Raw genomic sequence first — 12,382 nt, 5'->3', positions numbered from 1 at the left:
CACTGTGTGCCGACGCGACCCTCGCGACGCCGAGCGTGGTCGCTTCCGCCCGAACTCAGCCGGGGAGCTGGGGTCAGCGCGAGCCGTCGCGATAGGGCACGGTCGGGCCCACGCCGCTGGGGGCAAGGAAGGCGGAGACCGCCAGTGCCGCGCGACGGATGACGGTGCCAAACCCGGTGCGAGTGTCGCTGTCGATGGTCTGGGTGCCCCTGAAATTGGTCATGTCACAAGTGTCTCTGACCTCACGTCATACGTCGAATGACTAGCACACATCTGATCCATGCGTCATAGTCATGTCATGGAGACACGTGATCTGCGGTGGTTCCAGCAGGTGGCCGACGGCATCACGCTGACCGAGCTGAGCGAGGTGGAAGGCACCACCCAACCGGGCGTGTCCCGGGCTCTGGCGCGCCTGGAGCAGGAGGTCGGCACCGCACTGCTGCACCGCTCGGGGCGCACACTGCGTATGACGCATGCCGGGGCGGCCTTCAAGCGTCACGTGGACCGGCTGCTCCACGAACTCGACGACGGCCTGGCCGCCGTCCACCAGCTGGTCGACTCCGAGACCGGCACGGTCACGCTGGCCTTCCACTCCTCACTCGGCACCTGGCTGGTGCCGGATCTGGTCAGCAGCTTCCGCGCCGACCACCCGCAGGTGCACTTCGCGCTGCGACCGCAGGCAGAGGTGGCGGACACCAGCGTCGGACCCCGCAGCGGCATCGACCTCGAGCTGTCCACCATGCGGCCCCACCCCGGGGCGGCCCGTTGGGCGCAGCTGGCGGTCGAGCCCCTGCTCCTGGCCGTGCCGGCGGGACACCCCCTCGCCGACCGTGACAAACCGCTCAACCTGTCGGACGCCGCGGACGAGCCGTTCGTGCTGTTCCGACCGGGCTCGGCATTGCGCGAGCGGACCGACGAACTGGCCGGCCGCGCCAGCTTCACGCCGCAGCTGGCCTTTGTGTGCGAGGACCTCGCCACCGCACGTGCCTTCGTCGCGGCCGGACTCGGCGTCTCGATCCTCCCGCCGGCGCCGCCCTCCGGGACCGACCCCTCCCCCACCGGGTTGCGCCACCTCCGGCTCGCCGACCGCCTCGCCGTCCGCGAGATCGGGCTCGCCTGGTCCGAGGAGCGCCAGATGCTGCCCGCCGCACGACTGTTCCACCAGCATGCGCTCGAGCGCACCCCCACAGTCTCGAACTACTACACACCGTAGTATCATGGGGACCAGCACATCCCAGCTATCCAAGGAGCACTCAAGATGACACTTGACGGCAAGGTCGCACTCGTCACGGGAGCCGCCACCGGCATCGGACGAGCGGTCGCACTGGCCTACGCGAGCGCAGGAGCCAAGGTGGTCGTGTCCGACATCGACGACGTCCGCGGCCAGGAGACGGTCGACCTGGTGACAGAGGCGGGCGGCGAGGCGACCTACTTCCACTGCGACACCAGCTCCGCCGAGCAGAACGACGCGCTGGTCGACCACGCGAAGCAGACCTACGGCCGGCTGGACCTGGCCTGCAACAACGCGGGAGTCGGCCCGGCGCCGCTCGCCCTGGCGGACTTTGACGACGATGAGTGGCGACGCATCATCGCGATCAACCTCGACGGCGTCTTCTTCGGCATGCGCGCCCAGATCAGAGCGATGCTCGCGACCGGCGGCGGTGTGATCGTCAACATCTCCTCGATCCTGGGCCAGGTGGCCTTCCCGGGAGCCGGTCCCTATGTCGCGGCCAAGCACGCGGTGGTCGGCCTGACCAAGCAGGCCGCGCTGGAGTATGCCGCTGCAGGCATCCGCACGCTCGCCATCGGCCCCGGATTCATCGAGACCGACATCCTGAAGAACCTGGACGATGAGGGCCGGGCTGGCCTCGTCGCACTGCACCCGGCCGGGCGCATCGGTCAGCCGGCTGAGATCGGCGAGGTTGTCGCCGCGGTCTCGGCTGACTCCTGGTCCTTCGCCAACGGTGCCTACATCCCGGTCGACGGAGGCTACCTGTCACGATGAACTGACCAGACGTGTCGCCGACGACTCGAAGGAGTGACGCATGCCCAGCACCGCGAGCAGGACGGTTGAGCTGCACGGCCAAGAGCTCTCCTACACCGACAGTGGGTCGGGAGCCCCTGTGCTCTTCATCCACGGCCTCCTGGGGACCCAGCGGCAGTGGCGTCGGCTGATCGACGAGATCGACGACACGCAGCGGGTGATCGTCCCCGACCTGTTCGGCCACGGCGAGTCAGCCAAGCCGATGGGTGACTACTCCCTCGGTGCCCACGCCGCGACGCTGCGCGACCTGCTCGACCACCTCGAGATCGAGCGGGTCACCCTCGTCGGGCACTCGCTCGGCGGCGGCATCACGATGCAGTTCCACTACCTCTTCCCCGAGCGCGTGGACCGCGTGGTGCTGATCGCCAGCGGGGGGCTGGGCCGGGAGGTGAACCCCCTGCTGCGGTCCGCCACGCTCCCCGGTGCAGACCAGGTGCTGCGGATCGCGGCCTCGACGGCCGTGACCTCGCGGGCCATGGCGCTGAGCAACGGGATGAGGAAGGTGGGGTGGCGGCCGGGCTCGGACATCAACGCGATCTGGCGCGGTTTCACCGCCCTTGCGGACAGCGAGAGCAGGCGCGCCTTCCTCGCCACGACACGGGCGGTCATCGACGTGGGCGGGCAGAGCATCACGGCAGTCGGCCGCCTGGACCCGGAGAACGCCGTCCCCACTCTCGTCGTGTGGGGGTCGCATGACCGGATCATCCCCGCGTGGCACGCCCTGAGCGCCCAGAAGGCGGTCCCGGACTGTCGGGTGGAGGTGTTTGAGCGAGCCGGTCACTTCCCGCACCTGGAGGACCCGGACCGCTTCGCACTACTGCTGCGCGAGTTCATCGCGGACGACTCATCTCCTCCAGTCCCAGAGGACGGCTGACTCCGGGGCCTGGTGCACAGCGGGTCACTGTCAGAAGGGGCTGCCACACTGAGTCGATGTCGATCCCGCACGAGCCAGAGCCGGTCCCGAGCATCTCCGAGCTGCGCAGCTGGTTCACCCGGTCCCGGCCTCGCATCGGCACCGGCTGGCCCGCGCTCGACGCCGTCACCGAGGGCATCCCGATCGCTGAGACGACGGCCGTGCACGCTCCCCAGAGTCTGCGGCTGCAGATCCTCGCCCGGATGGCCGCGTGGGGCGCCGGAGAAGGGCTCTCGGTGGTGATCGCCTCTCGGGCAGTGACCACGCAGGAGCTCTGGTTGGCCGTGGGCGCTGGTGGGTTGGGTCTGCCGCCACGGGCGCTGCTGGAGACGAGCGCGCACGACACCTGGATCGATGACCGCCTGCGCGTGCTCGACCTGCGCGTCATGGGCGGCTCCAGCGCCCCGGAGAAGCTCGCGGACGCCCTCGCGCACCGGGTGCCGTCGTTGGTCATCGTCGATGACTACCTCGGCAACGAATACGACTGGGTGGACGCGTTCGGCTCACCCGCCGAGCTCGACGTCCACGCCAAGCCGCGGCAGTTGGGCGCCGCCCTGGTGCTGGGCGGTGGGTCGATGGAGAGCTTCAGCTCCTGGCTGGATCGGGGCGTGCTCACGATCTGTGTCGTCCCCGACGGGGACGGCAGCCGCACCCGCATCACCTGCTACGACGGGCAGACCCGGCGCAACGAGGTCGTCCTCCTGCGCGACGGCTATCTCGAGCCGCCCGCACCCGGCGCCCCCATGCTGCGACGCCCCGGCGTGACGAACATCTGGCAGGAGCGCACCGAGCAGGACATCTCCAGCTTCGCTCGCGCACTGGGAGCCGATGCGACCGAACTGGTGTGGGAGCAGGGCTTCGACGCCGGCGTGGACTGACGGACGCGTTGCCCCACCGGCCCCATCGGTCACTGGCATACTGCCCGTATGCCGTGGCGCAAGATGCTCCACGCGCGGGAGGATCTGCTCAGGACTGCGCGGCGGCTGCTCGCCCAGGACAGCACGCGCGTCCTGACGCTGACCGGCCTGCCGGGCGTGGGCAGGACCAGCATGGCCCGGGCGCTGGTCAACGGTGCCCCGCCGCACCACGAGGTGCCCTTCGTGGACGCTCGCCGCGCGACCCAGCCGGGCGCGCTGTGCCGGATCGTGCTCGAGGCTGCCGCACTCTCTGACGTGGTCGTGGTCGACGACGCCGACACTGCCCCGGACGCGGCGCACGCGCTGGCCCGTGCGCTGGCCACCCAGCGCGACGCCCAGCTGATCGTGACCGCGAGCGCGCCCCTGCACCTGCCGGCCGAGGCCGTCGTCCGCGTGCCCGCCCTGCCCGAGCCCGACCTGTCTGAGGACCCCGAGACGTATGCCGGGCAGCCGGCGGTCCGTCTCTTCCTCGACCGTGCCGAGCGCAGCGGGGCCATGATCACGCCAGACCGGGAGACGTTGGAGGACATCGCCGCCATCTGCAGCGCCCTCGGCGGCAACCCCGGTGCGATCGTGATGGCCGCAGCTCGCACCCCCACCCTGCCACCGGCGATGCTGCGCGAGCTGCTGACCGAGTCGCCCCCGTCGACCGTCATCGCCGCGCAGCCGCTGTCGGGCAGTCGGGATCTGTTCACCGCCATCGCCTGGAGCGAGTCCCTGTTGGACGAGGCGCCCAGGGCGCTGCTCGCCGACCTTGCTGTCTTTGCGTCATCGGTGCCGCTGGAGGCCGTCGCGGAGGTGACCGAGCAGGACGGTCTGGTCAACCACCTCGCCGCGCTCGTGGACTCGCACCTGGTGGAGCCGCTTCACTACGACACCGGCAGCGCCTACCGGCTGTCGCCGCTGGTGCGCGAGCGCGCCGCTCAACTGTTGTCGCACCGGCCGGAGCGTGCCGCCGAACTCAGCGCACGGCATACGCAATGGGCGTTGGGAGTGGCGCACCAGTCCCGCATGTTGACGGTCTCAGGCATGACGACCGATGCCCTGGGCCTGGCTGCGGAGCTGGAGCCAGAGATCATGGCCGCCCTGCAGCGGTCGGTCGATGGTGGCGACGTCGAGGTGGCTGCCCAGCTGCTGCTGGGCATCGTGCCGTGCTGGTTCAGCCAGGCTGTGACTGCCCAGGAGAAGGGCTGGATCGACCGGGTCCTAGGGCTGGCCGAGGAGCACGAGATCGACCAGGGGTTGCGGGCCATGCTGCTGGCCTGGCGTGGGCTGGTCGGTGCCGAACTGGCCACGGATGCCGCAGGCGTGGCCGCGGCCCTGCCGGACCTGCAGGCGGCCCGGGAGCTGGCAGAGCCACTCGGTGAGCAACTGCTGACCCGAGTGCTGATGCTGTCGGTGCTGGCCGGGCGCGTGATGGGCGACCGGAGCGCCGTGGAGCCGCTGTGCCGACAAGGCCAAGAGCTGGCAGAGCAGCTCGGCGACGTCGCGGCGATGACGTCCTTCGAGGCCTGGGCCGGGATGCTGGCGCACCAGCGCGGTGACGTCGACGAGGCGCTGCGCTGCGCACGCGCCGCCTTCGAGCGGGCGCAGCGCCTCCGCAACCCTCGGGTCATGCTGCTGCCGGCGGCGCTGCTGCGGACCCTGCCGCCGGGCACGCCGATCGGCAGCGACGTGCCCAGCTTTGCGGAACTGCTGGACTCTGCCCGGCTCGTGCAGGACAACCGCTCGCTGTCCTGGATCCTGCCAAGCGGGACGATGACTGCACTGCACGCCGGTGACCTCGACACCGCCGCGACCCTGGCCCTGGAGGCGCTGCGGCATGCCCGTGCCTCGGGCAACCCGCGGCGCTATCTCACTCCCACCCTGACGGTGCTGCTGCTGGCCCACGCCCGTGGTGACGCGCACGTCGCGACCCGACTCCGGAGTGCCCTGCGCCCCTTCAGCCAGGTGCTTCTGCCGGCGCCGCCGCCGTGGATGCTGCGTGACTACGGCGAGACCATCAGTGGACCGCAGCCCGACTTGGCGCTGCCGTCCAGCCACCAGGAGGCGCTGGCCCTCCTGCAGGGAGCGGGCGAGGACGCCTTGCGTTATGTGCGGTCGCTGGCGACGGCTCCCGTGATCCGCATGGTCGCGCCGCTGGAAGACACCACCGGCCTGCGCCCGCGCCCCGAAGACCTCACCGAACGTGAGCGCGAGGTGCTTGCCAGCCTGCCCTCGGGCGCCTCCAACAAGGAGCTGTCCGTCCAGCTCGGCATCAGCGCCAAGACCGTCATGCACCACACCTCGAGCATCTATCGCAAGCTCGGCGTGCGCGGTCGATCCGAGGCCATCTCCTGGGTCTTGCGCCACGAGGATGTGCTCAGCGAGGGCGTCGAGCAGGCGAGAGGCAACGAGGCGTGAGGGACCTCTCCGGCAGGAACGTGCACAACCGCTAGTCACCCCAGCAGTTGCGCACCCCAAAGGCCACGTCCCGGGACTCGATACCGGGCGCCGGGTTGCCGGTGATCAGCACGACGCCGGTGTTTAGGAAGCCGCTGGGTGCGGCACCACCGCGGGCGTGCTTGGCCAGGGCTGTCACGCCCTCGCGCGCCATGTTCTCGGGGAACTGCTGCGCGGTGGCGTCGATGTCGCCGGGGCGCACCGCATTCTTGATCGCCTCACACCCGCCGTCGACGGTCACCAGCACCACCTCGTCCGGACCGACGCCGGCCTCGTCCAGGGCCGTGACCGCGCCGAGGGCCGCCGGCTCGTTGACGGCATAGACCACATTGATACCCGGGTCCTGGGCGAGCAGTTCGGCCATCGCCGCCTCCCCCTTTGCCTGGTCGCCCTCGGTGTCGATCGAGCCGACGATCTGCGGGTCGTCCTCCTCGAGGCCGAAGCCGGCCAGGAATCCGGCACGCCGCTGCTCACCGGAGGCGATGCCCGGGGCGAGATCGAGCAGGGCGATGCGTGGGGTGAGGCCGAGCTCCACAACCTTCGCTGCGGCATACTGCCCGATCAGTTCGCCCGCCTCGTGGTTGTCGGAGGCGAAGACCGCGTCGACGGCCGACTCGGGATCGGTCGGGGTGTCCACCGCGATCACGGTGACGCCGGCCTGCCGCGCTTCCTCGATCGCCGGCACCAGCGCCTGGGAGTCGGTGGGAGCGATGAGTATGCCGGTCGCGCCCTGGGCGGTCATCTCCTGCAGTGCGGCGATCTGGCTGTCCACGTCGACGTCGCTGGTGCCGGCCGCGGTCAACAGCTCGACGTTCTCGTCGCGAGCCGTCGCCTCGGCGACCTCGCGCATCGTCACCCAGTAGGGGTTGGCCTCCTGCTTGGTGATCAGCCCGATGGTGACGTCCGGCTCCTCGCTGCCGCAGGCGGTGAGGAGCAGCCCTGCGGTGAGGGCGGCAGCCAGGGCGAGGCGACGAGCGCTCATGATGCGGTCTCCACCGCGGTCCCGGGCACGGTCGGCAGGTGCGGTCGGTTGCGCAGCTCAAACACGGCATACGCCGCGACGATCGCCAGGCAGACGGCCGGCACGATGAAGCCGAAGGCCGTGCCGCCGACCCCGTCCATGACCGCGCCCTGGACCAGCGGAAGGATGGCCCCGCCGAGGATCGCCATGACCAGACCGGCGGCGCCGAACTTCGCGTCCTCACCCAGTCCCTCGAGTGCCAGGCCATAGATGGTGGGGAACATCAGCGACAGCGCAGCCGAGATGGCCACCACGGCGATGAGCCCGAGCATGTTGAGGGAGAACATGGCGACCAGGCAGCAGAGCACGCCGAAGCTCGCCATGAGCAGCAGCAACCGGGCGGGCCGGAAGATCCCGAGGAGATACACCATGACGAACCGGGCGACGAGGAAGAGGATCAGGCTTGCCTGGAGATACCACCCCGCGGCGCTGGTGGAGACGCCGACCACGTCGAGGGCATAGATGATGGTGAAGGTCCACACGCAGGTCTGGGCCGCGACGTTGAAGAACTGGGCGACCACGCCGTAGCGGTAGCGCCGGTTGCGCCAGAGCCTGCCCGCGACTCTGCCGGAGGGCGCGGCACCGACCGCGGTCTCGGTTGCAGCCGCCTGACCGGGCAGCTCGGGCATCTTGCGGAGCGCCAGCAGCAGCCAGAGGATGATCAGCACCACAGCGATGCCGAGGTAGGGCCGCAGCACCAGGAAGAGATCGGCCTCCTGGCTGGCCCGCAGCTCCTCGGAGGACATGATCGTCTTGGCGGCCTCGGACGTCAGCCCCGGCAGGATCAGCATCGCGCCGAGCAGCACGCCGATGTTGGCGCCGACCGGGTTGAAGGCCTGCGCCAGGTTGAGCCGGCGGGTCGCGGTCGCCTCGGAGCCCATCGCGATGATCAGCGGGTTGGCGGAGGTCTCCAGGATGGACAGCCCGGCGGCCAGGATGAACAGCGCGACGAGGAAGGCCTCGTAGACCAGCATCTGGCTGGCGGGCAGGAAGAGGATGCCGCCGACGGCGGCCAGGCCGAGACCGGTGAGCATCCCGGCCTTGAAGCCAAACCGGCTGTTGATGAGGGCGGCGGGAAGTGCCAGCAGGAAGTAGGCGCCGTAGTAGGCCGACTGCACCAGCGAGGACTGCAGGTTCGACATGTCGAAGATGGTGCGGAACACGCCGACCAGGACATCTGTGAGGTTGGCGGCCGCACCCCAGGCGGCGAAGCAGGCGACGACGAGGATGAAGGGGATGAGCAGCTCGGGCTCGACGAGCCGGGCTCGGCGCGGGGCCGTGCTCTCCTGGGACTCGGTGGTCGGCGTAGCGCTCACCCGTGGGCCCCCCTGACAACTGTGTCGGCTGTGAGGGAACCCAACGTATCCCCCGCCCGCGACGTTGTCACCTGGGGGCGAGTATGGCGTGGGGCCGAGCCGTTCCCTGCCCGGCGGTGGATCGATGCGCGGTGGGTCGATGCGTGGTGGGTCAGCGCGCGGTGATCAGTGCAGGTAGGGTCAGCGGGCGGCGTCGCGGTAGGGCACCGTCATGCCCACGCCACGGGTGGCGGGGTAGGCGGCGAACTGGCGGGCGACCCGGCGGCGCCCGGCGCGCTCGGGGTCCTGGGCCAGCTCGGCGCGCATGGCCCGCAGGAGGCGGATGAGGCCAACGCCCTCGCGGGCCGGCACGCGCTCGATCGTCGGGGTGGTGCCGATGGTCTGGGTCGTGCGAGTCATCGTCGTCATACATACAGTCTCCCGTGACCAGGGGTTATACGTCCAATGAGTGGCATGCATCTAATCCATGCGGCATGGTCATGTTTCTTGGATTCTGAGGGCGCGTGCGCTTGCGGTCCAGCAGGAGCTCCCCCAGCTCGAACGCGATCTCCGGCGCCGTGATCGTCACGATCGACGTCGGTTGGCGTGCCAAGACGCCAGGGTAAGTCGGGTGGCACGTCGGGGATCGCTATCCGGCCGCCACGGTCCCTGCAGCAAACATGTCCGCTGGCATCGGGGTGTCGAGACGCCAGGTGATGGCGATGGGGCGCTCCCCCTGGTGGGACACGTACTTGGCCGTCCCCAGGAACCGGTAGGGGCTGGTGCCGAACTCGTCCTTCTTCTCCTCGCGGACAAAGATCATGACGGTGGACGATCCGCTCAGGTATCGCTGCCCCGTCTTGGACGCCACGGTCGTCACCGACTGGGACTCCCAGTGGAAAAGGTCGCGGCTGATCGGGTAGTCCCGGTACATCGTGGTGGGCGAGAAGCCATCCTCGGTCTTCCTCAGCGTGACGAAGAACGCGTCGATGTTGAGGTCCGCCGCATACAGGACACCCTCGCGGAAGGAATTGGGCTTGCGTGACATCGAGGCGTAGCCCAGCGCAGCCAGCACTTCCTCCCGCTGATAGCGGGCGTGCACTTGAAGCGGCACACCGGCCATCGGGCCGGAGAGTGGCCGCACGGGGTGATCGGCAGACTCGAAAGCGAGGTCGATGACCTCCCGGGTGTCTTCGCGCAGGTCGTCGCTTCCGTCGAGGCTCCGCAGACCTTCTACGACTGAGTCGTGCCCTCCCCCGTCGGGCCAGAGCGAGAAGAAGAGCATGTCGGCCAGACGCCGCTCGACCGGCGAGAGGGTTTCGTAGGGTCCCATCGTGCCGCGCAACAACGCTCTGTAGGCGCTATGCCGCACAGGATCATCCACGTGCGCGAGCGCCCGGGCACGTCGAGCGAGCTTGACCTCCAATGGACTCAGAGCCTCACGTCGCGCGGCATCTGCTTGAAGTTCGCTCCAGGACCGTTGTCCCTGGCGCAGGACATCGGCCAGCCCTGTTCCAGAGTCGCCGAGGAAGCCGGCAAGCGAGGTGCCTTGCTCCATCGCCGCTAACTGCTGCACCAAACTGCGCCAACGAGCTGAGATCTGCGTCTTGAGGCTCTCCAGCACGACGGCCTGAGACCGCTCATCCAGCACGACCTGAGAGCCTGACGGCAGGTATGGGAAGCCAGACTCGATGTCCTGCTTAAGACGGCCTCGTGGCCGACCGGTGAGTGCGCCGAGCTTTGCGTCAAACCGGAACTCACGTCGCTGGTTCCCCACGAAGTCCAGCACCGTCAGGACGGGCTTGTTTGGCCTTAAGCGCAGCCCACGTCCGAGCTGCTGCAGGAAGACCGTCGCGCTCTCGGTGGGCCGCAAGAACAGCAGGGTGTCCACGTCGGGGATGTCGACACCCTCGTTGAAGAGGTCCGCCGCAAAAAGAATTTTCACGGTGCCGGCGCGGAGCGCCGCCAGCGCGGTTTTCCGTTCCTCACGTGGGGTGTCTCCACTCACGGCCCGGGCCGTGATGCCTGCTTCGTTGAACGTGCGGGCCATGTAGTCCGCATGGGCGACACCGACGCAAAACCCCAGTGCCTTCATCGCCTGGACATCGGAGACCTTGTGACCCAGTTCCTTCAGGATCACTCGTGATCGGGCATCGTTGCCGGTGTAGATCTGCTCGAGGGAAGCCTCGTCATATCGTCCACGGGTCCAGGCCACAGAGCTCAGATCAGTGCCGTCGGAGACCATGAAGTAGTGGAACGGTGAGAGGATCCCCGTCTGTAACGCCTCCCAGAGTCGGAGCTCTGCGGCAGTCCTGCCACCGAAGTACGCACGCACATCGAACCCATCTGTGCGCTCAGGTGTTGCGGTGAGCGCTAGCAGTTCCTTGGGCTGCATGTGTTCGAGCAGCCCACGGTAGGTCGCAGCAGCAGCGTGGTGGAACTCGTCGACAACCACGATGTCGAAGGCGTCGGGCGGGAGCGACTTCACTCCGTAGGAGTTGAGCGATTGGATGCTTGCGAACACGTGCTTCCACCGCTCGGGCCGAGCGCCGTCGACATAGAGCTCGCCAAAGTTTGGATCCGCGAGGACCTCGCAGTAGGTGCGGCGCGACTGCTCCAGGATCTCCTTGCGGTGCGCCACGAACAGGAGGCTCGGGTAGGTGCTTGTGCTCGGATCAGACAACCGTTTGTAGTCAAGAGCGGCGATGACCGTCTTGCCCGTCCCCGTCGCGGCGACGACCAGGTTGCGGTGGCGGTCATGCAACTCCCGCTCTGCCTGCACGGCATCGAGGATGTGCTGTTGGTAGGGGTAGGGCCGGACTTCTAGTCCGGAGATGCTCCATCCGTCACCACGCCCTCCGTCGCGCCCGGAGGCGCGTGCAAGCGCGTCGTCCAACCGGTCTCGGTGGCCCTGGTTGTCCGGGTCATATCGCTCGAAACTGGGATCGTTCCAGTATGTCTCGAACGTTGCGCCGAACTTCTCCAAGAGTGCTGGCGTGCCCACCTTGGACAGTCGGACATTCCATTCAACGCCGTCCAGAAGCGCGGACCGTGACAGGTTCGAGGAGCCGACGTATGCCGTGTCGTAGCCGCTGTTGCGACGGAACAGCCATGCCTTCGCGTGGAGGCGCGTCATGGCCTCGTCGTAGTGGATCCGCACGTCCGCCCCGAACTCTCGAACCAGCCGATCTAAGGCCTTTCGCTCGGTGGCCCCCATGTAGGTCGTGGTGATCACGCGAAACGGGACACCGCGCTCCCGCAGGTTGTGCAGTTGCTCATCGATGACCCGTAGCCCATGCCACTTCACGAAGGCGCAGATGAGGTCAACCCCGTCCGCCGCATCCAGCTCTGCCCGCAGTTCCGCCCCGAGATTGGGCTCGCCCTTGGCGTTCGTGAGGAGGGCGGCCTCACTTAGCGGGGTGGCCGGTCGAGACCCCACGCGGTGCGGTTGCCCCGGCGCAGCAGTGGTCCGGACGGCGGTGAGGTGACGGCCCGGCGCAACGACAACCTCGTCACCGGAGAGCTGCTCGAGCAGGTTGTTGGCCAGCGCAAGGCGCTCGTTGTCGTCGCGCACATCGCGCAGTGCCCGCTCAACCACCATCGCCACATGACGCGCGAAGGCATGCGGCTGGTCGGCAGCGTGGACGGCCTTGAACTCCGTAGTGGCATCGCGGGGCAAACCCCCAAGTCGAGCCACCAACTCCGTGGTGAGTAATGCCTCATAGATTCCCTCGTGCACACCCGCAGCTT

General features: G+C 68.6%; 10 protein-coding genes. 5 read left to right on the top strand and 5 right to left on the bottom strand.

What is annotated here, in order from left to right; genetic code table 11:
• Positions 1-73: 73 nt before the first annotated feature.
• Positions 74-223, bottom strand: coding sequence for a hypothetical protein (locus tag FNH13_RS19000; RefSeq protein ID WP_165700048.1), 150 nt, complete (start codon positions 221-223; stop codon positions 74-76).
• A 75-nt stretch (positions 224-298) separates the two neighbouring features.
• Between FNH13_RS19000 and FNH13_RS07235 the strand changes: the two genes are divergently transcribed.
• Genes FNH13_RS07235 through FNH13_RS07215 form a run of 5 tightly spaced genes read left to right on the top strand, consistent with a single transcriptional unit; the run spans position 299 to position 6,277 of the window.
• A complete protein-coding gene (locus FNH13_RS07235) occupies positions 299-1,213 on the top strand; it encodes a LysR substrate-binding domain-containing protein (protein WP_143782837.1) in 915 nt (304 codons plus the stop codon).
• A 45-nt stretch (positions 1,214-1,258) separates the two neighbouring features.
• On the top strand, positions 1,259-2,005 hold the full coding sequence (locus FNH13_RS07230) for an SDR family oxidoreductase (RefSeq protein WP_143782836.1): 747 nt from the start codon (positions 1,259-1,261) through the stop codon (positions 2,003-2,005).
• 40 nt (positions 2,006-2,045) lie between these two features.
• Positions 2,046-2,918: an alpha/beta fold hydrolase gene (locus FNH13_RS07225; protein ID WP_143782835.1), complete on the top strand. Its 873-nt coding sequence runs from the start codon at positions 2,046-2,048 to the stop codon at positions 2,916-2,918.
• Between the two features lie 56 nt (positions 2,919-2,974).
• Positions 2,975-3,835 carry a hypothetical protein gene (locus tag FNH13_RS07220; protein WP_143782834.1) on the top strand — a complete coding sequence of 287 codons (861 nt, stop codon included), beginning with the start codon at positions 2,975-2,977 and terminating at the stop codon, positions 3,833-3,835.
• A gap of 48 nt (positions 3,836-3,883) precedes the next feature.
• Positions 3,884-6,277 (top strand): LuxR C-terminal-related transcriptional regulator, encoded by a 2,394-nt coding sequence (locus FNH13_RS07215; RefSeq protein WP_143782833.1) that lies wholly within the window; start codon positions 3,884-3,886, stop codon positions 6,275-6,277.
• Positions 6,278-6,308: 31 nt separating this feature from the next.
• On the opposite strand, the gene FNH13_RS07210 is transcribed toward FNH13_RS07215, so the two are convergent.
• The 4 genes from FNH13_RS07210 to FNH13_RS07195 all read right to left on the bottom strand — a co-directional run bounded on the left by FNH13_RS07210 (position 6,309) and on the right by FNH13_RS07195 (position 12,371).
• Positions 6,309-7,298, bottom strand: a complete 990-nt coding sequence (locus FNH13_RS07210; protein WP_143782832.1) for a substrate-binding domain-containing protein — start codon at positions 7,296-7,298, stop codon at positions 6,309-6,311.
• On the bottom strand, positions 7,295-8,653 hold the full coding sequence (gene fucP, locus FNH13_RS07205; protein ID WP_143782831.1) for an L-fucose:H+ symporter permease: 1,359 nt from the start codon (positions 8,651-8,653) through the stop codon (positions 7,295-7,297). The genes FNH13_RS07210 and fucP overlap by 4 nt, the downstream gene beginning before the upstream one ends.
• A gap of 180 nt (positions 8,654-8,833) precedes the next feature.
• The gene (locus FNH13_RS07200; protein WP_143782830.1) at positions 8,834-9,061 is read right to left on the bottom strand and encodes a hypothetical protein; all 228 of its coding nucleotides are present in this window, start codon (positions 9,059-9,061) and stop codon (positions 8,834-8,836) included.
• 220 nt (positions 9,062-9,281) lie between these two features.
• Positions 9,282-12,371 carry a DUF3427 domain-containing protein gene (locus FNH13_RS07195; protein WP_165700047.1) on the bottom strand — a complete coding sequence of 1,030 codons (3,090 nt, stop codon included), beginning with the start codon at positions 12,369-12,371 and terminating at the stop codon, positions 9,282-9,284.
• Positions 12,372-12,382 lie beyond the last annotated feature (11 nt).

Source organism: Ornithinimicrobium ciconiae (assembly GCF_007197575.1).
GTDB classification, from domain to species: Bacteria; Actinomycetota; Actinomycetes; order Actinomycetales; family Dermatophilaceae; genus Ornithinicoccus; species Ornithinicoccus ciconiae.
This window is presented reverse-complemented; position numbering and strand designations above follow the sequence as displayed.